This window comes from Saccharothrix longispora, assembly GCF_031455225.1.
Classification (GTDB): domain Bacteria; phylum Actinomycetota; class Actinomycetes; order Mycobacteriales; family Pseudonocardiaceae; genus Actinosynnema; species Actinosynnema longispora.
The window spans coordinates 1,654,643-1,675,863 of the sequence record NZ_JAVDSG010000001.1 but is presented as its reverse complement, the minus strand read 5'-3'; the positions used below and the strand labels follow the sequence as shown (position 1 = coordinate 1,675,863).

19 protein-coding genes are annotated in these 21,221 nt (G+C 73.8%); 13 read left to right on the top strand and 6 right to left on the bottom strand.

Annotated elements, in window-relative coordinates; genetic code table 11:
* The first annotated feature begins 67 nt into the window (after nucleotides 1-67).
* Nucleotides 68-1,567 (top strand): bifunctional 3-(3-hydroxy-phenyl)propionate/3-hydroxycinnamic acid hydroxylase MhpA, encoded by a 1,500-nt coding sequence (gene mhpA / locus J2S66_RS07545; RefSeq protein ID WP_310305500.1) that lies wholly within the window; start codon nucleotides 68-70, stop codon nucleotides 1,565-1,567.
* A 54-nt stretch (nucleotides 1,568-1,621) separates the two neighbouring features.
* Here mhpA and J2S66_RS07540 read toward each other — a convergent pair whose 3' ends face one another.
* Complete coding sequence (locus J2S66_RS07540; RefSeq protein ID WP_310305497.1) at nucleotides 1,622-2,050, bottom strand: hypothetical protein; 429 nt, start codon at nucleotides 2,048-2,050, stop codon at nucleotides 1,622-1,624.
* A gap of 241 nt (nucleotides 2,051-2,291) precedes the next feature.
* Here J2S66_RS07540 and J2S66_RS07535 point away from each other — a divergent pair, with 241 nt between their 5' ends.
* Both J2S66_RS07535 and J2S66_RS07530 read left to right on the top strand, forming a co-directional pair.
* On the top strand, nucleotides 2,292-5,360 hold the full coding sequence (locus J2S66_RS07535) for a discoidin domain-containing protein (RefSeq protein ID WP_310305494.1): 3,069 nt from the start codon (nucleotides 2,292-2,294) through the stop codon (nucleotides 5,358-5,360).
* A 102-nt stretch (nucleotides 5,361-5,462) separates the two neighbouring features.
* A complete protein-coding gene (locus tag J2S66_RS07530; RefSeq protein WP_306750373.1) occupies nucleotides 5,463-5,648 on the top strand; it encodes a hypothetical protein in 186 nt (61 codons plus the stop codon).
* A gap of 9 nt (nucleotides 5,649-5,657) precedes the next feature.
* Here J2S66_RS07530 and J2S66_RS07525 read toward each other — a convergent pair whose 3' ends face one another.
* The 3 genes from J2S66_RS07525 to J2S66_RS07515 all read right to left on the bottom strand — a co-directional run bounded on the left by J2S66_RS07525 (nucleotide 5,658) and on the right by J2S66_RS07515 (nucleotide 8,468).
* Nucleotides 5,658-6,110: a hypothetical protein gene (locus tag J2S66_RS07525; RefSeq protein ID WP_310305490.1), complete on the bottom strand. Its 453-nt coding sequence runs from the start codon at nucleotides 6,108-6,110 to the stop codon at nucleotides 5,658-5,660.
* 153 nt (nucleotides 6,111-6,263) lie between these two features.
* The gene (locus J2S66_RS07520) at nucleotides 6,264-6,566 is read right to left on the bottom strand and encodes a DUF1540 domain-containing protein (protein WP_310305487.1); all 303 of its coding nucleotides are present in this window, start codon (nucleotides 6,564-6,566) and stop codon (nucleotides 6,264-6,266) included.
* Between the two features lie 255 nt (nucleotides 6,567-6,821).
* Nucleotides 6,822-8,468, bottom strand: coding sequence for a cellulose binding domain-containing protein (locus J2S66_RS07515; RefSeq protein WP_310305484.1), 1,647 nt, complete (start codon nucleotides 8,466-8,468; stop codon nucleotides 6,822-6,824).
* A gap of 472 nt (nucleotides 8,469-8,940) precedes the next feature.
* Between J2S66_RS07515 and J2S66_RS07510 the strand changes: the two genes are divergently transcribed.
* The 3 genes from J2S66_RS07510 (at nucleotide 8,941) to J2S66_RS07500 (ending at nucleotide 12,772) form a co-directional block, all read left to right on the top strand.
* Nucleotides 8,941-10,323: a glycosyl hydrolase family 18 protein gene (locus J2S66_RS07510; protein WP_310305481.1), complete on the top strand. Its 1,383-nt coding sequence runs from the start codon at nucleotides 8,941-8,943 to the stop codon at nucleotides 10,321-10,323.
* Nucleotides 10,324-10,414: 91 nt separating this feature from the next.
* Complete coding sequence (locus J2S66_RS07505) at nucleotides 10,415-11,356, top strand: DNA polymerase domain-containing protein (protein WP_310305478.1); 942 nt, start codon at nucleotides 10,415-10,417, stop codon at nucleotides 11,354-11,356.
* A gap of 114 nt (nucleotides 11,357-11,470) precedes the next feature.
* A complete protein-coding gene (locus tag J2S66_RS07500) occupies nucleotides 11,471-12,772 on the top strand; it encodes a M28 family metallopeptidase (protein WP_310305475.1) in 1,302 nt (433 codons plus the stop codon).
* Between the two features lie 25 nt (nucleotides 12,773-12,797).
* On the opposite strand, the gene J2S66_RS07495 is transcribed toward J2S66_RS07500, so the two are convergent.
* Nucleotides 12,798-13,637: a PhzF family protein gene (locus J2S66_RS07495; protein ID WP_310305472.1), complete on the bottom strand. Its 840-nt coding sequence runs from the start codon at nucleotides 13,635-13,637 to the stop codon at nucleotides 12,798-12,800.
* Nucleotides 13,638-13,703: 66 nt separating this feature from the next.
* Here J2S66_RS07495 and J2S66_RS07490 point away from each other — a divergent pair, with 66 nt between their 5' ends.
* From J2S66_RS07490 to J2S66_RS07465, 6 genes are all read left to right on the top strand, one after another.
* Nucleotides 13,704-14,261, top strand: coding sequence for a PadR family transcriptional regulator (locus J2S66_RS07490; RefSeq protein ID WP_310305469.1), 558 nt, complete (start codon nucleotides 13,704-13,706; stop codon nucleotides 14,259-14,261).
* Nucleotides 14,258-16,264 (top strand): oxidoreductase, encoded by a 2,007-nt coding sequence (locus J2S66_RS07485; RefSeq protein ID WP_310305467.1) that lies wholly within the window; start codon nucleotides 14,258-14,260, stop codon nucleotides 16,262-16,264. Before J2S66_RS07490 ends, J2S66_RS07485 begins: the two co-directional genes overlap by 4 nt.
* A gap of 10 nt (nucleotides 16,265-16,274) precedes the next feature.
* Nucleotides 16,275-16,682: a nuclear transport factor 2 family protein gene (locus tag J2S66_RS07480; protein WP_310305464.1), complete on the top strand. Its 408-nt coding sequence runs from the start codon at nucleotides 16,275-16,277 to the stop codon at nucleotides 16,680-16,682.
* Between the two features lie 108 nt (nucleotides 16,683-16,790).
* Nucleotides 16,791-17,540, top strand: a complete 750-nt coding sequence (locus tag J2S66_RS07475; protein ID WP_310305461.1) for a GAF and ANTAR domain-containing protein — start codon at nucleotides 16,791-16,793, stop codon at nucleotides 17,538-17,540.
* A 127-nt stretch (nucleotides 17,541-17,667) separates the two neighbouring features.
* Nucleotides 17,668-18,726, top strand: coding sequence for a GDSL-type esterase/lipase family protein (locus tag J2S66_RS07470; RefSeq protein ID WP_310305457.1), 1,059 nt, complete (start codon nucleotides 17,668-17,670; stop codon nucleotides 18,724-18,726).
* 187 nt (nucleotides 18,727-18,913) lie between these two features.
* The gene (locus J2S66_RS07465) at nucleotides 18,914-19,393 is read left to right on the top strand and encodes an allene oxide cyclase barrel-like domain-containing protein (RefSeq protein ID WP_310305454.1); all 480 of its coding nucleotides are present in this window, start codon (nucleotides 18,914-18,916) and stop codon (nucleotides 19,391-19,393) included.
* Nucleotides 19,394-19,447: 54 nt separating this feature from the next.
* Here the strand turns inward: J2S66_RS07465 and J2S66_RS07460 are convergent, their stop codons facing one another.
* The gene (locus tag J2S66_RS07460; RefSeq protein WP_310305451.1) at nucleotides 19,448-20,482 is read right to left on the bottom strand and encodes an ABC transporter substrate-binding protein; all 1,035 of its coding nucleotides are present in this window, start codon (nucleotides 20,480-20,482) and stop codon (nucleotides 19,448-19,450) included.
* A gap of 121 nt (nucleotides 20,483-20,603) precedes the next feature.
* On the opposite strand from J2S66_RS07460, the gene J2S66_RS07455 reads away from it, so the two are divergent.
* Nucleotides 20,604-21,200, top strand: a complete 597-nt coding sequence (locus J2S66_RS07455; protein ID WP_310305448.1) for an HD domain-containing protein — start codon at nucleotides 20,604-20,606, stop codon at nucleotides 21,198-21,200.
* The last annotated feature ends 21 nt before the right edge of the window (nucleotides 21,201-21,221 follow it).

Here is a 21,221-nt window from a genome sequence, read left to right as displayed (position 1 = left end):
CCTCCACACGATCTCCACAGCCCTCCGCTGCGATGGCGCCGGAACCACATTCCCGGAGGGGGAACCCATGTACGACGTCGTGGTCATCGGTTGCGGACCGGTCGGCGCGCTCACCGCGAACCTGCTGGGCGCGCGGGGCGTGCGCACGCTGGTCGTCGAGCGCGGCACCGAACCGCACGGGCAGCCCCGCGCCTTCTCCTGCGACGACGAGGCGCTGCGCATCTACCAGCAGGCGGGCCTGCGCGCCGAGGTCGCCGAGGGCATGTACCCACCGAGCCGCGCCGAGTACGTCAACGCGCGGGGTCGGGTGTTCGCCGAGATCGCGCTGGACGAGGTCGACTTCGGCCTCGGCGCGGAGCCGCTGCACTTCTTCGACCAGCCGGCGCTGGAGGCGGCGCTGCGACGCGGCCTCGACCGGTTCCCGCACGTCACCCTGCGCACCGGCACCGAACTGGTCGGCTTGCGGCAGCAGGACGACCGGGTCGTCGCGACCCTCCGCCACGACGGCCGGGACACCGAGGTCGAGGCGAGGTACGTGCTGGGCGCGGACGGCGCGCGCAGCACCACGCGGACGGCGGCGGGCATCGCGCTCACCGGCTCGTCGGCCGCCGAACCGTGGCTCGCGGTGTCCGGCGACGTCGAGCCGGGCGCCACCAGGATCGCGACGACCCGGTTCGTGTGCGACTGGCGGCGGCCCGCGTTCGTGTCGCCGGGCGCGGGCGGCACGCACCGGCTGGAGTTCATGCTCCGCGACGGCGAGGACCCGAAGGCGATGACCGACCCGGCGACGGTCCGGGAGCTGGTCGCCCCGTACGTGGACCCGGACCGGTTCACGGTGACCCGCGCCGTCGTCTACACGTTCCACACGCTGGTCGCGGACCGGTGGCGGGCCGGCCGGGTGTTCCTGCTCGGCGACGCCGCGCACCAGATGCCGCCGTTCCTGGGGCAGGGCCTGTGCAGCGGGCTGCGGGACGCGGCGAACCTGACGTGGCGGATCGCGCAGGTGCTGCGCGGCGACGCCGACGACGCGCTGCTCGACGGCTACGAGGCAGAGCGGCGCCCGCACACCGAGGAGATGACGCGCACCAGCGTGCGGCTGGGCAGCGTGTTCCTGGTGCGCCACCGGTTCGCCGCCGCGCTCAGGGACGCGGTGCTGCGGGCGGTGCAGGCGGTGCCGCGGGTGCGGCGGGCGGTCCGGCACTTCGAGTTCAAGCCGCGGCCGGTGCTGCCCGGCCACCGGGCCCCGGTCGGCACGATGTTCCCGCAGCCCGACGTGGCCGTCGGCGGCACGCGCGTGCCGCTGGACGACGTGCTGGGCGCCGAGTTCGCCGTGGTCGGCCCCGGTGTGGACGCGGCCACCGCGCTGGGGTGGCGCGGGCCGGTGGCGCGGTTCGTGCGCGTGGTGCCGCCCGGTTCCGCCGCGCGGGGCGACATCACGACCGTGGAGGACGTGGACGGCGCGCTCACCGCGTGGTTCGCCGAGCACGGCACGGACGTCGTGGTGCTGCGCCCGGACCGGTTCGTGCACGCCACCACCGTCGCGACCCGGACGACCGCTGGCCGGTAGTCGGCGGAGCGGTCGAGCAGGCGCCCCACGTCGAGCGTGCCGGCGCGGGCCGGGTCACTCGTCCTCGTGTCCACGGGGCTCCTCGGGGTCGGCGAGGTCGTCGACCCCGACCACCTCCTCACCCCGGAAAACGACCATGACGCCCAGCTCGTCCAGACCGGGCGCGGTGACGTCGGCGAAGCGGATCAGCCAGTCCCGGCCGGGGTGGAAGGTGAACTCGGGGTGGGCGACCCCGTCCGGTGAGAACCCGGGACGATCGCGGAAGGCGTCCTCGACGGCGGCGCGGGCGGTGGCCTCGAGGCGGTCGCGGGCGGCCAGCACGCCCGCGATGAACGGCAGGTCCAGGTCGTCGGCCGTGGCGGGTGCCTCGACGATGACGCTGATCGGCGTCTCCCCGTCCACGGTGCTCCAGCAGGACAGTCCGGCGGGCACGTGGTCGACGACCGGCGGCAGGTCGCCGACGCCCGGGATGGTGATCGTCATGGGCCACGATCCTAGGGCCGACCGGGTCGGCCTGGCGGGCAACTCCCGGAACGGCAGTTCCCGGAACGGCGGCCGGGCACGGACACCGGCGCCGCCGTTGACGGCACCGGCCGGAACGGGCTCCGCGATCGCCGAGAACCGGTCCGCCACACCCTTGACGGAGCGGCCCGGGTGAAGTTCCCTCGAATGGGAGAGCGCTCTCCCGTCCCGCTCACCGCTCCACCCCCTGCCTGGAGTCGCCATGTCCGCTGCGCCCGCCCGGCACCGTCGCCGGGCCGTGCCCCTGCTCGCCGTCCTGCTCGCCCTGGTCTCCGGTCAGCTCGCCGTCCCCCGGGCCGACGCCCAGGCGGGCGTCCTGCTGTCCCAGGGCAGACCGACCACCGCGTCCTCCACCGAGGGCGACGGCACCCCCGCGTCCGCCGCCACCGACGGCAACACCGCGACCCGCTGGTCCAGCGCGTTCAGCGACCCGCAGTGGCTCCGGGTGGACCTCGGTTCGACCGCCGTGCTCGACCGCGTGGTGCTGAACTGGGAGGCCGCGCACGCGACCGCGTTCCAGGTGCAGACCTCCGCCGACGGTGCCGCGTGGACCACCGTGCACACCACCTCGAACGGCGCCGGTGGCACGCAGGACCTCGCGATCAGCGGGTCCGGCCGGTACGTGCGGGTGCTCGGCACGGCCCGCGCCACCGGCTACGGCTACTCGCTGTGGGAGTTCCAGGTCTACGGCACCACCTCGGACGGCCCACCGCCCGCCGGCACCCCGATCTCGCAGTACAAGCAGGTCGCCGCGTCCACCTGGGAGGGCGGCAACGCGCCCGCCGCCGCCCTCGACGGCCGCGCGAACACCCGCTGGTCCAGCCAGTTCGCCGACAACCAGTGGCTGCGCGTCGACTTCGGCGGCGTCGCCACGATCAACCAGGTCGTGCTGAACTGGGAGGGCGCCTACGCGCGCGGCTACCGCCTGGAGACCTCGAACGACGCGACGACGTGGACCCAGGTCTACGCCACCACCACGAGCGCGGGCGGCGTCGAGCGCCTGAACGTCTCCGGCACGGGCCGCCACCTGCGCCTGTTCGCCACCGCCCGGGCCACCGGGTACGGCGTGTCGCTGTGGGAGTTCCAGGTGTTCGGCACGGTCGACGTCTCCGCGAGCACCCCGCCGCTGCTGTCGCCGCCGACCCGGGCGCCGGCCGTGACGGGCCGGTTCGCGCTGACCGCCCCGGCCGACAACGCCATGGTGACCACGACCCGCCGTCCCGCGTTCTCCTGGGCCGCCGTGCCCGGCGCGGTCCGCTACCAGGTGTGGCTCAACCTCAGCCGCACCGACTACGACTTCACCGCCTCCGGCAACCTGATCGACCTCTACACCAAGGTCGCCGAACCCACCGGCACCGGCTACACCCCGACGTGGGACGTCGCCGACCGCTGGACGTACAAGTGGTTCGTCGTGGCGGTCGACGGCTCCGGCGCCACGACCGCGTCGAACATCCGCACCTTCAGCCTGTACCTGCCGACGCTGACCACCGTCGACGACGGCGTGCGCACCGTCAACGGCAGTCGCGACCTCAACCGGAACGGGACGGTCGAGCCGTACGAGGACTGGCGGCAGCCCGTGGAGACGCGGGTGAACGACCTCCTCGGTCGCATGACGACCGAGGAGAAGGCGTACCAGATGTTCTACAACGCCCAGGCGTTCCCGCGCTCGGGCTGGCACTTCGGGCCGGCCGAGGCGCAGGACCTGCACGCCGTGCTGCTCGGCTCGTCCGGCACGCGGCTGGGCATCCCGGCGGTGTCGGCGGGCGACACCATCGCCGGGTACAAGACGACCTACCCGTTGCAGAGCGCCCTGGCGGCGGCCCGCAACTACCCGCTGGACTACAAGCTGGGCGACATGCAGCGCCGCGAGCAGCTGGAGGTGGGCACGCGCGGCGTCCTCGGGCCGCTGGCCGAGGTCGGCACGAAGGTGCTCTACCCGCGCATCCAGGAGGGCAACGGAGAGAGCGCCGACGTCGCCTCGGCGCAGGTGCGCGCCCTGGTGGCGGGGTTGCAGGGCGGGCCGGAGCTGAACCCGGCGTCCGTGCTGGCGACCGTGAAGCACTGGCCCGGCGAGGGCGCGGGCGGTGAAGCGCTGATCGTGTTCGACAACGTGACGGTCAAGTACCACACCGCGCCGTTCCGGGCGGCGATGGAGGCGGGCGCGGTCAACATCATGCCGGGGTACGCGGGCAGCTCGCTGCTCGACCCGGGCGGACCGGGCGCCGGCGACAGCGCCAAGATCCTGGCCTACCTGCGGCAGAACCTGGGCTACACGGGCCTGATCACCACCGACTGGCTGCCGTCGGGCAACTGGGTCGGCGCGGCCAACGCCGGGTCGGACGTGATGGGCGGCGCGGACCCCGGCGCGCCCGGCTACTCGATGGCGCAGTTCACCGCGGGCGTGCCGGTGGCCCGCATCGACGACGCGGTGCGCCGCGTGCTGCGGTTGAAGTTCAAGCTCGGCATCTTCGAGAACCCGTACGGCGACCCGGTGAACGGCCCGTACCGGTTCCACAAGCCCGAGTACGCGGCCCTGGCCAACCAGGCGTCGCGGGAGGCCATGACCCTGCTGAAGAACAACGGCACCCTGCCGGTGCGGCTCAACGCGGGCGACGACGTGGTCGTGGCGGGCGCGCGGGCCGACGACCCGGCGTCGTGCTGCATCTGGACCAGCTACTTCCACGCGGAGTACGGGTCGCAGACCATGCTGGAGGCCATTCGCGCCAGAGCGGCGCGGGCGGGCGTGAACGTCCACGAGGGCACCCACCCGTCCCCCGACCTCGCGATCGTCGCCGTGGGCGAGCCGTCGTACACCCACGCGACGAGCTGGGTGAAGGAGCAGCCGTACCTGCCGCCGGACCAGCTCGCCCTGATCCAGGACTTCAAGCGGCGCGGCATCCCGGTCGTGGTGGCCCTGGTGCTGCCCCGGCCGTACGTGATCACCGAGTGGCACGACCTGGCCGACGCGATCGTCGTCACCTACCGGGGCGGCGAGGAGATGGGGCCGGCCCTGGCCTCGCTGCTGTTCGGCGACTACACGCCGCGCGGCACACTCCCGTGGCAGCTGCCCCGCGCCCTGTCCGACGTGCTGCGCCCCGGCGGGACGGACACGCCGGCGGACGCGGTGGAGCACTGGGACGTCCCGTTCGACCTGGGCGCGACGGCCTCCCAGAGGGCCGACATCCGCGCCCGCATCGACGCGGGCCAACCGGTGCCGACCACCTACGGCAACCCGCTCTACCCGTTCGGTGCCGGCCTGACCCGTTGGTGAATCCCCCCGGCCCGGGGCCACTCGCGTGAGTGGCCCCGGGCATCATCCGGCTCCTCCCGGGTACACCACGCGTTCGAACCGGACGATCCCCGGAGGAGACCCGTGGAGCGCGAGAGCACGCAGCACAGCCCCAAGCTCGACGACCAGCTCAAGCACGAGCTGGAGGGTGAACTGAGGTCGGGCACGCCGACGAGGGCCGAGGAGTGGCGCGACCCGGAGATGCCCGACCACGAGGAGGCCGATGAGCTCGGGTTGACCGGCGAGCGGCGGAGCGAGCCGCCCGCCTGACCTGTCGGTTCACCCGCCCAGGTGGGCGATCCGCGCCCGCAGGCCCTCTTCCAGCTCGCGCAGCTCGCGGGCGGGTGGGCCGAGCCCGGTGAGGGACAGCCGGTGGCGTTCGAGGCGGTCGCTGCGGTAGCGCGGGAAGGCCAGCTTCAGCGCCGTGTCGAGCATGGTGAGGTGGTAGCGCAGGAGTTCCACCGACCGGTCACCGGCGCCCACCAGGTCGGCGGCCCAGCCGGAGAGGCGGCTGTACTGGCCCGCGACCACCCGGCCGTGACGGGCCACCTCGCACGGGGTCTCACCGGGCTGGGCGCAACCGAGGATGACCTCGTCCGCCCCGTCCTGGAGCGCCACGGCCGCCGCGACGACCTCCAGGAGCGCCGACAGGCGCACCTGTTCGGCGGTCGCCGGGTCGAGCCGCACGCTCGCCGGTGAACGTCGGTGTCCGTTGCGCGGACAGAAGCGCACGTCCTGACGGTACCCGGCGTCCAGGCCGCGCGGAACTCCGCCATCCGGCCGGCCGGTGTGCGGACCGGACCCCGGCCGTCGCACCGGGCACGACGAAGGGCGTCACACCCGTACCGGTGTGACGCCCCGTCGCGCGTGGTTCGACCGCGCGGTTCAGCTCCGCGTGTAGGTGAGGCAGTTCGCGTCGTGGCCGCCCTCGCCCGGGCCCACGCGCACGCCGCCCGGCGCGGTGCACTCCAACTCGCGGTTGTACGCGCAATCGACGCGTGAGCAGGCGCCGACCTGGGCGACGACCTTCGGCAGACCGCCCTTGCGGGCCAGCGGGATGAACGTGCCGCAGTCGGCGGCGCCGTTCTCACCGCTGACGGTGATCGCGAAGGCGTGGCAGCCGTCGTGGTTGTACGAACAGCCGGTGACGGTGCACTCGCTGACGGCGGGCATTTCTGTGGTGGTCATGTCCGCTTCCTCCAGACAACAGTTCTCGGCGTTGACGAACGTTGCCACCGGCTACCCGACCACGCAACGCGAAAACATGTAGGAGAGCCTAACCTAAAAACAGAACCGCAGGTCAGGATACGTGCGAAATGGGCGCGATTCGGGAGATCAAGCCATTGGGTGAAATCGCCGCACGTCCCGCGCGACCCGGTCGACGCCCTGCCGCTCCCCCGCTTTTCACCCGCGCGAACCGACCGGGTCGCGCGGGTCGCGGCGTCACGGGGTGACCGGGATGTTGGTCAGGCCCACCACCGCCCGGGTCACCGAGTTGGACGCGTGCACGACGTTGGGCCGGCCCGCGCACTTGGAGGTCGACGTGATCCGGATGGCGTACTGCCCCACCCCGCCCAGGTCGGAGCGGTTCCCCCGCCACACGTTGCCGCAGCCGTTCTGGAACGGCGGCGTCGTGACCGGGTTGTGCGTCTCGTAGCCGTTGGCGAACGCGCCCGGCGCGGTGAAGGTGCCCGTGTTGTCCTCGACCAGGTAGCCGATGCCCTTGACGTCCACCCACGAGTCGGCGGAGTTCTGGCCGGAGATGCCGACGCCGTCGAAGGTGTTGCCGCTGATCACCCCGTCGAACGTGCCCTCCTTGACGTCGACCGGCTCGGCGCTGACGCCGGGGCCGACGCGGTTGCCCAGCACCCGCACGCGGTCGCTGCGGTCGACGCCGCCGGTGTTGCCGTGGCAGTCCCAGTTGGAACCCGCCGATCCGATGTAGACGCCTTCGCCGTACCCCGGCTGCACCAGGCCGGTGTGCGTGATCGTGGAGCCGCGCAGCACGCTGTCGGACGACGAGCGCCGGAAGTGCACCCCCTCCTCGTCCACCCGGGTCACCGTGACGCCCTCGACGGTGGTGTGGGGGGAGTCGTCCACGACGATGCCCTTCTTCGACTCCCGCACGGTGAACCCGACCAGGTTCCAGTGCGGCGCGCCGTGCAGCCACAGGCCGTAGCCGGGGTCCCAGCCGGGGGTGGGCGCGGGGCACCCCGGGCCGCTGCCGGACGGGCCGTCGTTGACCAGCACGGCGCCCGCGCCGGTCAGCGTGATCGGGGCGGCCTCCGTGCCGGGGCGGGTGGCGGTGAACGAGCCCCGGTAGGTGCCCGGCGCCATGCGGATGGTCTGGCCGGGTGACGCCGCCGCCAGCGCGGCCCGCAGCTGCGCGGCGGTCGACACGTCCACCGCCGCGCCGGTGGGGGCGGTGGTCGCGGTGACGGCGGCGCTCGCCGGGGAGGTGTTGCCCGCCGCGTCCCGCGCCCGCACGGTGAAGGTGTGCGCGGTGGCGGGCAGCAGACCGCCCACCACCGCGGACGCGGTGCCGGTCGTGGCGACCACCGCGCCGCCGGAGAGCACCTGGTAGTCGGTGACGCCGACGTCGTCGGTCGACGCGGTCCAGGCCAGGGACACCGAGCCGGCCGTCACGGCCGTGGCGCGCGGGCCGGTCGGCGCGGTGGGGGGCGTGGCGTCGGGAGCGGGCACGTCGTGGCACGGCACGCCGTTCACCCGGCACCCGGTGGGCGTGCCCGCGCCCGTGACGTTGAACCCGAAACCGGCCGTGCCGCCGGGTGCGACGCGCCCGTTGAACGCGGCGTTGGCGAACCGGTGGTGCTGCCCGTCGCGGGTGAGCACGGCGTTCCACGCGTTGCCGACGGTCGAGCCGGGCGGCAGGTCGAACTCGACGACCCACCCGGTGCTCGTCGCGTCACCGGTGTTCACGAGCGTGAACCGACCGCCGTAGCCGGTGCTCCACACCGACTCCCGCGCGAACTCCGCGGTGAACGCCGCCGCCGCGGCGGACGCCGGTGCCGCGGCGGGGATCAGGGCGAGGGACACGGCGGCGCCCAGGACCGCGAGACGTCTTCTCATGCCGGGGGAACCCCTTCGGGGTCGAGGGCCGAGGAGTGTCGCGGCTCACCCCGTGGACCTGCCCTTTATAGGCCGCGCCCCGCAGGCGGGTCAACGGAGGGACGACGTCGACCACCCCTCCCAGCCCGATGGGTCTGAACCAATTCGTCCTTTTATCGTGACTTGAATCAAGCCCTCCAGTAAGGTCTGGCTCGGCTGCCGCCCGTAGTGAAGGGACGTGTCGATGAAGACACACGAACCTCGATGAACGCCGTCCCGGCACCACGTCCCCCCTGCGCGAGCACGACCCCGTCGTAGCACCGGGACCCTGACCGCGTCCGCCTCCGCGCGGATCGCCGCCTCCGCACGGCAGGACGCGACCCGTCGCCCTCGCGGGCTCACCGCCGCACCGCCTCCCCGCGCGCCCCGTCGCGCCGGGACGACGGCGGCACGAGCGACGTCGCGGGCAAGCACCCTCCGAAAGGGAACGTCCATGCAGTCATCGGCAATACCCCGGCGCACCACCAGGTGGAGCGCCGCGGGCCTCACCCTGGCGGCCGTGGCGACGAGCCTGACCGTCGCCGTCGCCACCGCGCCGGCGGCCCAGGCGGCACTGCCCGCCGGGTTCAAGAGCGTCGGCTACATGCCGTCCTGGGCGGGCAGCGTCGACTCCGTCCAGTACGGCAAGCTCACGCACATCAACTACTCGTTCGCCCTGCCCAACGGCAACGGCACGCTCCAGGCGATCCCGGACACCGGCAAGCTCACCTCGCTGGTGAACCGGGCCCACGCCAACGGCGTCAAGGTCTCCCTGGCCATCGGCGGCTGGAACGACGGCAACGACTCGGCGTTCGAGACCCTCGCCGGCAACGCCACCAGCCGCACCACGTTCGTCAACAGCGTCGTCACCGCCGTCAACCAGTACAACCTCGACGGCGTCGACATCGACTGGGAGTACCCGGACCCGGGTACCTCCGGCAACAACTTCACCGCCCTCATGGGCCAGCTCGGCACCGCCATGCACAGCCGGGGCAAGCTCCTCACCGCGGCCGTCGTCTCCGGCGGCGGCACCGCCGAGGGCGTGCAGACCGCCGTGTTCAACCACGTCGACTGGCTCAACATCATGGCCTACGACGGCGGCTCCCCGCACGCCAACTACGACTGGTCCATCGCGAGCGCGAACTACTGGAAGGGCCGCGGCCTGCCCGCGGCCAAGACGGTGCTGGGCGTGCCGTTCTACAGCCGCCCGAACTACTACACCTACGCGCAGCTCGTGGCCATGGACCCGGCCAACGCCAACCGCGACTGCACCACCGTCGGCGGCGCGCAGCAGTGCTACAACGGCCTGCCCACGATCCGCCGCAAGACCCAGTGGGCGGTCGCCAACGCGGGCGGCATCATGAACTGGGAGCTGTCGCAGGACACCACCGGCAGCACCTCCCTGCTCAGTGCCATCTTCGAGGCGGCGGGCGGCGCCAACCCGCCGGTCGGCCGCACCGGCCCCGTCACCGGCATCGGCGGCAAGTGCGTCGACGTGGCGGGCGCGAACAGCGCGAACGGCACCGCCGTGCAGCTGTGGACGTGCAACGGCACCGCCGCCCAGAGCTGGACGGTCGGCACCGACGGCGCCCTGCGCGCCCTCGGCAAGTGCATGGACGTCACCGGCGCCGGCACCGCCAACGGCACCCCGGTGCAGCTGTGGGACTGCAACGGCACCGGGGCCCAGGCATGGCAGGCCCAGTCCGGCGGCACCCTGCGCAACCCGGCGTCCGGGCGCTGCCTCGACGCCACCGGTCCCGGTTCGGCGGACGGCACCCGCCTCCAGATCTGGGACTGCGCCACGAGCTCCAACCAGGTCTGGCGCCTGCCCGCGTGACCCTCTCCACCCCTCGCGGCCCGCGTCCCTCCCGAAGGGGCGCGGGCCGTGCCCGGTTGCCGGCGCGCACCGGACCCGGAAGGGTTGTCCCATGAAGGACGAACGGGACGGCGTGGCGCTGACCAACCTCGACCAGCCCCTCTTCGACGGCGCCGACGCGACCAAGGGCGACCTCGTCGACTACCTCGACGCCGTGCGCGACCGGATCATCCCGGTGCTGGCCGGGCGGCCCCTGACCGTCGTGCGGGTGCGCCCCGGGCAGGAGCCGTTCACCCAGAAGAACCTGCCCAAGTACACGCCGGACTGGGTGCCGACCACCACGCTGTGGGCGGAGACGTCCAAGCGGGAGATCCGCTACGCGGTGTGCGACGACCGCCGCACCCTGCTCTGGTTCGCCAACCAGCGCGCCGTCGAGTACCACGTCACGCTCGGCCCGGCGGGCGCGTTCGACCGGCCCACCCACCTCGTGCTCGACCTCGACCCGCCCGTGGGCGCGGGCTTCGACGCCGTGGTCGCCGCCGCGGACCTCGTGCGCCGCGCGCTGGCCGACGACGGGCTCACCGGCGTGGTCAAGACCAGCGGCTCCAAGGGCGTGCACGTCTTCGTCCCGGTCGACGGCACGGACGACGACGTGGCCGCCGCGACCCGCGCCCTGGCCGCCCGCGCGGAACGGCTCGACCCCGCCATCGCCACCACCGCGTTCATCAAGGACGACCGGCACGGCAAGGTGTTCCTCGACTCGACCCGCGCGTACGGGGCGACCGTGGCCGCCGCCTACAGCCCGCGCATCCGGTCGGGCGCGACCGTGTCGTTCCCGGTCGCGTGGGACGACCTGGCCTCCGTGACGCCCGCCGACTTCACCGTGCGGACGGCGCCGGCCCTGCTCGGCGACGCCGACCCGTGGCACGACCGGATGCCCGCGCCGCAGCGGCTGCCCGACGACCTCGTGGCGGAGGGGCACACCATCCCCGTCGCCCGCGTGCAGGCCATGCACGAGGGCAAGCGCCGGGCCCGGGCGCAGCGCGCGCGGTAGGCGGCCGGCACAGCGCCCGTGCGGCCGAACGCGCCACGACGAAAGTCGCTACCGCGCCGGTCCCCCAGCACCCACGCTTCACCGTGGCGATCCCTACACCCTGCGGAGGAAGCCATGTCCCTGAAGCGGACGATCCCGCTCGCGAGCACCCTGCTGCTCGCCGCGGCCCTGCTGAGCCCACCCGCGGCGACGGCGGGGACCCCGACCGCCGCCCTCGCCGTGCCGGACATCTCGCTGGCGAACGTCCAGGCCCACCTCGGCGACCTCCAGACCATCGCCACGAACAACGGCGGCAACCGGGCGCACGGCCGGCCGGGATACCTGGCGTCGGTCAACCACCTCCGCGCCAAGCTCGACGCGGCCGGTTACACCACGTCCGTGCAGCAGTTCACCAGCAGCGGCGCGACCGGGTACAACCTGATCGCCGACTGGCCGGGCGGCGACCCGAACGACGTGCTCATGCTCGGCGGCCACCTGGACAGCGTCAGCGCCGGCCCGGGCATCAACGACAACGGCACCGGTTCGGCCGGCCTGCTGGAGGTCGCGCTGACCGTGTCGCGGCAGGCCCTCGCGCCGCAGAAGCACATCCGGTTCGGCTGGTGGGGCGCGGAGGAGCTGGGCTTGGTCGGCTCGACCTACTACGTGAACCAGCTGCCGACCGCCGAGAAGTCCCGGATCAAGGCGTACCTGAACTTCGACATGATCGGGTCGCCGAACCCGGGGTACTTCGTCTACAGCGCCTCCGGTCAGCCCACCGGGTCGCTGGCGCTCCAGCAGACGCTCCAGGCGGCGTTCACCGTGCCGACCGAGCTGACCTCCGTCGGCGGGCGGTCCGACCACGCGGCGTTCGCGCGGGCGGGCATCCCGGTCGGCGGGCTGTTCACCGGGGCCGAGGTCGTCAAGACCGCGGCGCAGGCGCAGAAGTGGGGCGGTTCGTCGGGCGTCGCGTTCGATCGCTGCTACCACCGCTCGTGCGACACGCTGACCAACGTCGACGCCACCGCGCTGGACCGCAACAGCGATGCCATCGCGTACGCGCTGTGGACGCTGGCCGGGACCGGCGGCGGCACCCCCGGGCCGCGGTTCGAGAACGCGACCGACTTCGCGATCCCGGACCTGGGCACGGTCGAGAGCCCGATCGCGGTGTCCGGCGTGACGGGCAACGCGCCGTCCGCGCTGGCGGTCGGCGTGGACATCACCCACACCTACCGGGGCGACCTGGTGATCGACCTGGTCGCCCCGGACGGCACGGCGTTCCGGGTGAAGAACTCCAGCGGCGACAGCGGTGACGACCTCGTCACCACCTACACCGTCAACGCCTCGGGCGAGGTCGCGAACGGCACGTGGAAGCTGCGCGTGCGGGACGCGGCGTCGGCGGATGTCGGCCGGGTCAACGGCTGGTCGCTCCAGTTCTGACGGTCGGGTGCGGTCACCGGGCCGGTCAGACCTCGACCGTCCCGGTGATCGCCCGCCGCACGGCGCCGCCGATCCACAGGGTGTCGCCGTCCTTCGAGACGCGGATGCGCGCGGCCCGACCCAGGACCGTGCCCTGGGCGGCCACGTAGTCCGGCGGAGCCACGCCCTCGTCCAGGAGCCAGTGCGCCAGGCCGGCGTTGAGGCTGCCGGTGGCCGGGTCCTCGGGTCCGGCGCCGCCGCCGGGCAGGAGGGCGCGGACCTCGAAGTCGGCGTCCGCGCCGGCCGGGTGGGGGCCGACGAGGCCGATGTCCAGGCCCGCCAGGTCGACGGGGTCGGCGGTCACGTCGAGCACCCGGGCGGCGTCGGCGAGCCGGACGCCGATCCACTGCGGGCCGTTGACCAGCCACGAGCAGCCCAGGACCTCGGCCCGGTCCAGGCCGAGCCCGGCGGCGACCCTGGCGACCAGCGGTTCCTCGACCGGTTCGTACCGGGTCAGCGGCGGCGCGGCGAACGCCAGGTCGTCGCCGTCCACGCGGACCGGCACCAGGCCGGCCGCGCACTGCTGGACGACCACGCCGGGTGCGGCGGAGTTGCCGCCCGCGGCCAGCCACGCGTACGCCGAGCCGAGCGTGGGATGCCCGGCGAACGGCAGCTCGCCGCCCGTGGTGAAGATCCGCACGCGGTAGTCCGCGCCGGGATCGGTGGGTGCGAGCAGGAACGTCGTCTCGGACAGGTTCGTCCACGCCGCGAAGCGGCGCATGGCCTCGTCGGAGAGGTCGTCGGCCCCGTGGACGACCGCGAGCGGGTTGCCCGCGTACGCGGCGGAGCCGAAGACGTCGACCTGGTGGAACGGGTGCGTGCCCATGCCTCGGCACGGTACTCCTTATGCAACTTGTTGCACTGCACTCCGTTGCACGTTACGGTGCGGCACATGGCGTTGGAGCACGCGATCCTGGTCTCGCTCGACGAGCGCTCCGGCTCGGGCTACGAGCTGGCGCGCCGCTTCGACCGGTCGATCGGCTTCTTCTGGGCCGCCACCCACCAGCAGATCTACCGCACGCTCAAGCGCATGGTGGAACTCGGCTGGGTGTCGGTGGACGAGGTCGCCCAGGACGGCAGACCGGACAAGAAGGTCTACGACATCACCCCGGCTGGCCACGAGGAGCTGCGCCGGTGGGTGGCGGAGCCGAGCGAGCCCGAGACGTTCCGGCACGACCTGTCGGTGAAGGTGCGCGGGGCGTCGCTGGGCGACGCGGCCGTGCTCGCCGACGAGGTGGCGCGGCACCGCGACCTGCACGGGGAACGGCTGGACGCGTACCGCGCCGTCGAGAAGAAGGACTTCCCCGACCCGTCCGCCCTGTCCGGGCGGCAACTGCACCAGTACCTGGTCCTGCGCGGCGGCGTGCGGGCCGAGCAGGCGCTGGTCGAGTGGTGCGACGAGGTGCTCGCCGCCCTGCGCCAGGACGACTCCCGAGAGGACCGGCGATGACCGAGTACCCGACCCTGCTGTCACCGCTGGACCTGGGCTTCACGACGCTGCCCAACCGCGTCCTCATGGGTTCCATGCACACCGGCAACGAGGACCGCGCCAAGGACTTCGACGCCCTCGCCGCCTACTTCGCCGAACGGGCGCGCGGCGGCGTCGGGCTGATCGTCACCGGCGGCTTCGCGCCGAACCGGGTGGGCTCGCTCTACCCGTTCGCCTCCAAGCTCACCACGCGCGGCGAGGCGCGGAACCACCGCGCGATCACCCAGGCCGTGCACGACAACGGCGGGAAGATCGCCCTCCAGCTGCTGCACGCGGGCCGCTACGCCTACCACCCGTTCAGCGTGTCCGCGTCGGCGATCAAGGCGCCGATCTCGAAGTTCCGGCCCCGCGCGCTGGGCGACCGGGGCGTGCGGGGACAGGTCGACGCGTTCGCCCGCGCCACCGCCCTGGCCCGCGAGGCCGGGTACGACGGCATCGAGGTCATGGGCTCCGAGGGCTACTTCATCAACCAGTTCCTCGCGCCCCGCACCAACCGGCGCACCGACCGCTGGGGCGGCACGCCGGAGAACCGCCGCCGCCTCGCCGTCGAGGTCGTGCGCCGCTGCCGCGAGGCCGCCGGGCCCGATTTCGTCATCGTCTACCGGCTGTCGGTGCTCGACCTGGTCGAGGACGGGCAGACCTGGGACGAGGTGGTCGCGCTCGGGCAGGAGGTGGAGGCGGCGGGCGCGACGATCATCAACACCGGCATCGGCTGGCACGAGGCCCGCGTGCCCACCATCGTCACCTCCGTGCCGCGCGCCGCGTTCACCGGCGTCACCGCGCGCCTCAAGCCGCACGTCGGCATCCCCGTCGTCACCTCGAACCGGATCAACATGCCGCAGGTCGCCGAGGAGGTCCTGGCGCGCGGCGACGCCGACCTGGTGTCGATGGCGCGGCCGTTCCTGGCCGACCCGGACTGGGTGCGCAAGGCCGCCGAGGGCCGCGCGGACGAGATCAACACGTGCATCGCGTGCAACCAGGCGTGCCTGGACCACACCTTCTCGCTGAAGAAGGCCACCTGCCTGGTCAACCCGCGCGCCGGCAACGAGACCACGCTGGTGCTGCGACCGACCCGGCGGGTGAAGCGCGTCGCGGTGGTCGGCGCGGGACCGGCGGGGCTGGCCGCGGCCACGTCGCTGGCCGAGCGGGGGCACGCGGTGGAGCTGTTCGAGGCCGACGACGACATCGGCGGCCAGTTCGCCATCGCCCGGCGCATCCCCGGCAAGGAGGAGTTCGCCGAGACGATCCGCTACTACCGGCGGCGCGTCGAGCTGACCGGGGTGAAGCCGCACCTCGGCCGGCGCGCCTCGGCCGACGACCTGACCGGCTTCGACGAGGTCGTCGTCGCCACCGGTGTCGTGCCGCGCGTCCCGGCGATCCCCGGCGTCGAGCGCGCCCTGACCTACGTGGACGTCGTGCGGCACGGCGTCGAGGTCGGCCCCCGGGTCGCGGTGATCGGCGCGGGCGGCATCGGCGTCGACGTGTGCGAGTTCCTGACCCACACCCCGGCGGACCTGGCCGGCTGGCGCGCCGAGTGGGGCGTCGCCGACCCCGCCGAGCACCGGGGCGGCGTCACCGCGCCCGCGCCCGCGCCACCCGCCCGGCAGGTGTACCTGTTGCAGCGCAAGACCTCCCGCATCGGCAAGGACCTGGGCAGGACGACCGGCTGGGTGCACCGCGCGGCGCTGCGGGCCAAGGGCGTGGAGGAGCTGACCGGGGTCCACTACGAGCGCATCGACGACGAGGGCCTGCACATCGCGTTCGGCCCCGACCGGCGGGACCCGCGCGTGCTCGCGGTGGACGCCGTCGTGCTCTGCGCGGGCCAGGAGCCGGTGCGCGACCTGGTCGACGACCTGACGGCGCGCGGCGTCGTCACCCACGTCATCGGCGGCGCGGACGTCGCCGCCGAACTGGACGCCAAGCGCGCCATCGACCAGGGCACGCGCCTGGCCGCCACCATCTGAGAGGAGCACCGTGAACGCGGCACTGGAGTTCAAGGCACGCGTCGAGTCCGGCGACGTCGTGGGCGCCACCGGGCTGTTCGCCGACGACGTCGTGCTGCACAGCCCGGTGAAGTTCCGGCCGTTCGAGGGGATCGACGCGGTGCGCGCGCTGTTCCGCGTGCTCCAGCGGACCTTCGCGGACTTCCGCTACGTCGGGCAGTACGACGGCCCGAACGGGCACGTGCTGCACTTCCGCACCCTCGTCGAGGGCAAGCAGGTCGAGGGGATCGACCTGCTCGAACTCGACGACGAGGGCAGGATCGGCGCGATCACCGTGATGATCCGCCCCCAGTCGGCCCTGACCGCCGTGGGCGAGGCGATCCTGGCGGGCCTGGTGGCGGACGGCGTCGTGCCGGCAGGCGGTCCGACCCCGCACTGAACGGGGGCCGTGCGCTATCGTGCAGCGCCGGCGGTGTTCAGCAGCGCAGCACCCGGGCGATCGACTCCCGCAGACCTCGCTGGAGTCCACTCGCGAAGGGGTGCACCGATGACGGGCGACCGGAGCGCGTTCCTGCGCCTCGCTTCCGGGCTTGCGGAGATGTCCCGTCTGATGGGCGAGGAGGACTACGAGGCCACCGCCCGGCGGTTCGTCGCCCACCTGGTCCAGGAGGTGCCGGGGTGCGACCTCGCGTTCATCGCGGTGGGCCGCGACGACGGCGCCGAGGTCGTCGCCTCGACCGGTGGACCGCTCGACGACACCGGCCGCGTCAACCGGGACGGCCCGGTGGCCGAGGTGCTGCGCCACCGCGAACCCCGCCGCCTGGAGGACACGCGCGAGGACCGCCGCTGGCCGCTGTTCGCCTCCCGGCTCGCGCTCCACGGCTACCGCAGCTGCCTGGTGCTGCCCGTGCCCACCGAGCGCTCCCCCGGCGCGGCCGTGGCCCTGCTCTCCCGCGCGCCGCACCGGTTCGACGATCACGCCTACGACCTGGTCCTGCTGGTCACCCTGCACACCGGGATCGTGCTCGACAACATCGAGGTGCTGCACCACAGCAGGCGGATGGTGGAGCACCTGACCACCGCGCTCGGCACCCGGCACACCATCGGCCTGGCCCAGGGCCTGCTGATGCGCCACTTCACGCACGGCGCCGACACCAGCTTCGACCTGCTGCGCCGGGCGTCCCAGAACACCAACCGGAAGCTGCGCGACGTGGCCGCCGACCTGGTGGACGCGCACGAGCGGGACGAGTTCCACCAGGCGCTGGTCCGGCACCGCATCGACCCGGCACCCCTGTAGGGACACCCGCCGCGCGTCCGCCGCCGCGTCTCGCTTGGACTTGCACCGGAACAGCCGTTGCTTCCGCCGCGACTTTCCGTAGCGTCGGGGTCGGACCGCCGCCCCGCCCGCACCGGAAGGAAGACCCATGGCCCGAACACCCCGACTGCTCGCCGCCGTCGCCGCGCTCGCGGCCCTCGTCACGGCGTCCGCGATGAGCGCGGCCCAGGCCGGGTCCGACGTCACGCCCGCGGCGGCGGTGCGGGTGATGCCGCTGGGCGACTCCATCACCGACGGCTTCAACGTACCCGGCGGCTACCGCGTCGACCTGTGGCAGAAGCTCGTCGCCGGCGGCCACTCCGTGGACTTCGTCGGCTCGATGGCCAACGGGCCGGGCACCCTCGGCGACCGCGACCACGAGGGCCACTCCGGCTGGACGATCGCGCAGATCGACGCCAACATCACCACCTGGCTGCGCACGCACACCCCGCGCACGATCCTGCTGCACATCGGCACCAACGACATCTACGGCAGCAACCCCGCCGGCGCGCCGCAGCGCCTGTCGGCGCTGATCGACAAGATCACCGCCCAGGCGCCCGACGCGGTGCTCCTCGTCGCCACGATCACCCCGCTGTCCTCCTACGACGCGGCGGTGCGCACCTTCAACGCCGCCGTCCCCGGCATCGTGCGGAGCAAGGCCGACGCGGGCGGGAAGGTGCACCTGGTCGACATGTACCGGGCGCTGACCACCGCCGACCTGGCCGACGGCGTGCACCCCAACGCCGGCGGCTACGCCAAGATGGCCACGACCTGGTACGACGCCCTGCGCTCGATCCCGGGCAGCATCGACGACGGCGGCAGCACGCCGACCACCACGACCACCACCACCACGACGACCACCACTCGTCCGCCGGGTGCGTGCACGGCCGCGCACCGCGTCGTCGGCTCGTGGCAGGGCGGCTTCCAGGCGGAGGTCACGGTGACCGCCGGCGCGACGCCGATCACCGGGTGGCGGGTCGACTGGGCGCTGTCCGCCGGCCAAGCGGTCAACCAGGTCTGGGGCGGGGTGTCGAGCGGCAGCGGGTCGACGGCGGTCGTGCGCAACGCCGCCTGGAACGGCTCCCTGGCGTCCGGCGCCTCGGCGACGTTCGGCTACATCGGGGGCGGCGCCGCGTCGACGCCGACCCTCTCCTGCACCAGCCCGTGACCGGACCGTGCCACCGCGCTTCACCACGAAGTGTGGTTGACCGGCGGCACGGGATCGGCGGGTGCGCGGACGGTACCGATGTGGACGGTCGGTCAGCCGTTCGCGACCCCGCTGTCGGATGATTACCACGGCACCGCAACGGAACTAGCCTCGGAGGTGCGACCGGGTCCCGACGTGGAGGTGTGCCGTGCAGGTCCAGCCATGGCTCGTGGTGGCGCTCACCGGAGCGCTCGTCGGCGCCGGCGCCGCGGCGGACACCGGCGGCCGGGAGGCCACCGTGGAGGTGCTCAGCAAGCGGACGCTGATGTCGGCGGCGGTGAACCCCGTGGTGGGCAGCGGTTTCGTCAGCGGCGGTGAGCTGTTCGACGCGCAGGGCGCCCGCGTCGGCGACGGGTTCTCGCACTGCGGTGTGGTGGCGGTGTCGGTGGCCGTACCGCCCGCGGTGACGACGCACTGCACGTCGGTGTTCCGCCTGGGCGACGAGGAGTTGCACCTGTCCGGCAGGCGCCACTACAGGTCGATCGCGGCCGGTTTCGACGACACGGCGGTGGCGGTCACCGGCGGCACCGGCGCGTACGCGAACGCGCGCGGTGAGGGCAGGGCGGTCCGGGCGGGCAGCGGGGCCGAGGTGGGCTACCGGTTCACCTTCACGCTGGTCACCGACTGAGCCCGCTCCGGGCCGGGCCGGGCACGGACGACGGCCGGCCGGACGCCCGCCGGGTCACGGGCCGAGCAGCAGGTCGCCGCCGACCGGCAGGGCCGGTGCGCGGCGGTTGTCCACGACCACCAGCTCCGGCCGGTCCCCGGCACGCCACTGCCCACCCGCCGGCGGGATGCGCGCCACACCCGGCGCCGGCCCACCCGCCCAGTCGAGCACACCGGCCACCGTCGGCACCCGCGCGCCCGACAGCACCGCCGCCGCGCCCGCGCGGGAGGTCGACGCCGTCGCGGCGTGGCACGCCACCTCCATCAGGGCGTGCGCCAACCCCAGCGGCTGCGACCACTGCGACCCGGTCGCCGCCTCGTAGGCCGCGGCGAGGTCGCGGCCCGCGCCGCCGGCGCGTTCCGGAGTCCACGACACGACCGTGGCGACCCGGTCCAGCGCGTGGTGGCGCGCCACGGCGAAGGGATAGGTCAGCCAGCGCGAGCAGGTGACCAGCCGGGGGCGGGCGCGGTGGAGGGCCGCCGCCAGGTCCGCCGCCGTGGCGGCGGCGGTCACCACCTCCAGGTCCGTCACGTCGGGCAGCCGCCCGGACTCGCGGTACGGCAGGTCCACCAACTCGTGCCCGCGGGCCTCGGCGACCGGCCTGAACCACCGCCGCAGCGCCCGCCCCTGCGCACCGTCGTTCCACAGGCACCCGACGCGCACCGGCCCCACCCGCTCCCACAGGTCGGCGAACACCTCGGCGATGTCGTCCAGCCCCCAGCCGAAGTGGAACGCCCAACCGGCATCGGGCACCCGCGCGGTGAACACCTGCCACGGCAGGGTCGTGGACACGCACGGCACCTCCCGCTCGACGCAGGCGGAGGCCACCGCGGGCAGCGTCTCCGTGCCGCCCAGCGTCACCACCAGCCGGGCACCGGCCTCCGCCAGGGACGCGACGGCGGCACGCGCCCCGTCCGCGGTCGACGCGCTGTCGCGCACCAGCACGTCCACGGGCCACGGCAGGGCGCGCGCGGCGAAGTCGAGCGGCACACCGAGCGGCGCCAACCTCCCGGTCGACGCGAGGACGACCCCGATCAGCGGTACCGGCACACCGGCACCGTACCGACGGCGACCGGCCACGATCAGGCGATCCCCGGCCACCGCCGCGGCCCGGACGCCGATCGCGCGAAGATCCGGGTGGGGAGCCGTCGGGCCGGTTAGGCTGCGCCGGGTGGACTTCTTCACCCCGCCCGACTCCCGGGCCGCCTCGGCGGCACTGGAGGTCGTCCAGGAACACGGCGAGCCCTGGCTGCTGAACCACTCGCTGCGCGCCTACTCGTGGGCCTGCGCGCACGCCGCGCGGGAGGACGTCGCGCACGACGGCGAACTGCTGTACGTGGCGGCGCTGCTGCACGACCTCGGCCTGACCGCGCCGTTCGACAGCCACACCCTGCCGTTCGAGGAGGCGGGCGCGCACGTGGCCCGCGTGTTCGCCGCGGGCGCGGGCTGGGGTCCGGCGCGGCGGGACCGGCTGGCCGAGGTGATCGTGCTGCACACGCGCGACGACGTACCCGCCGACGACGACCCGGAGGCGCACCTGCTCCAGGTGGCGGTGAACGCCGACGTGTCGGGGCACGGGGTGGACCTGTTCCCGGCGGAGTTCCGGGGCGAACTGCTGGACCGGTACCCGCGCCTGGGCTTCGCGGAGGCGTTCCTGGCGCGGGTGCGCGACCAGGCCGAGCGGAAGCCCGGTTGCGCGGCGGCGGAGCTGCTGACGACCGGGTGGGCCGACCGCGTCACGGGCAACCCGCTGGACCTGCCCGGCTAGCGGGCAGGTCCGGCGGGGCGG

What these genes read in the sequence shown, in the direction of transcription:
- J2S66_RS07510 (WP_310305481.1), top strand. Translation starts at nt 8,941, where the DNA reads ATGCAGTCATCGGCAATACCCCGGCGCACCACCAGGTGGAGCGCCGCG.
- J2S66_RS07485 (WP_310305467.1), top strand. Translation starts at nt 14,258, where the DNA reads ATGACCGAGTACCCGACCCTGCTGTCACCGCTGGACCTGGGCTTCACG.
- J2S66_RS07495 (WP_310305472.1), bottom strand. Translation starts at nt 13,637, where the DNA reads ATGGGCACGCACCCGTTCCACCAGGTCGACGTCTTCGGCTCCGCCGCG.
- J2S66_RS07535 (WP_310305494.1), top strand. Translation starts at nt 2,292, where the DNA reads ATGTCCGCTGCGCCCGCCCGGCACCGTCGCCGGGCCGTGCCCCTGCTC.
- J2S66_RS07520 (WP_310305487.1), bottom strand. Translation starts at nt 6,566, where the DNA reads ATGACCACCACAGAAATGCCCGCCGTCAGCGAGTGCACCGTCACCGGC.
- J2S66_RS07515 (WP_310305484.1), bottom strand. Translation starts at nt 8,468, where the DNA reads ATGAGAAGACGTCTCGCGGTCCTGGGCGCCGCCGTGTCCCTCGCCCTG.
- J2S66_RS07505 (WP_310305478.1), top strand. Translation starts at nt 10,415, where the DNA reads ATGAAGGACGAACGGGACGGCGTGGCGCTGACCAACCTCGACCAGCCC.
- J2S66_RS07490 (WP_310305469.1), top strand. Translation starts at nt 13,704, where the DNA reads ATGGCGTTGGAGCACGCGATCCTGGTCTCGCTCGACGAGCGCTCCGGC.
- J2S66_RS07470 (WP_310305457.1), top strand. Translation starts at nt 17,668, where the DNA reads ATGGCCCGAACACCCCGACTGCTCGCCGCCGTCGCCGCGCTCGCGGCC.
- J2S66_RS07475 (WP_310305461.1), top strand. Translation starts at nt 16,791, where the DNA reads ATGACGGGCGACCGGAGCGCGTTCCTGCGCCTCGCTTCCGGGCTTGCG.
- J2S66_RS07500 (WP_310305475.1), top strand. Translation starts at nt 11,471, where the DNA reads ATGTCCCTGAAGCGGACGATCCCGCTCGCGAGCACCCTGCTGCTCGCC.
- J2S66_RS07540 (WP_310305497.1), bottom strand. Translation starts at nt 2,050, where the DNA reads ATGACGATCACCATCCCGGGCGTCGGCGACCTGCCGCCGGTCGTCGAC.
- mhpA (WP_310305500.1), top strand. Translation starts at nt 68, where the DNA reads ATGTACGACGTCGTGGTCATCGGTTGCGGACCGGTCGGCGCGCTCACC.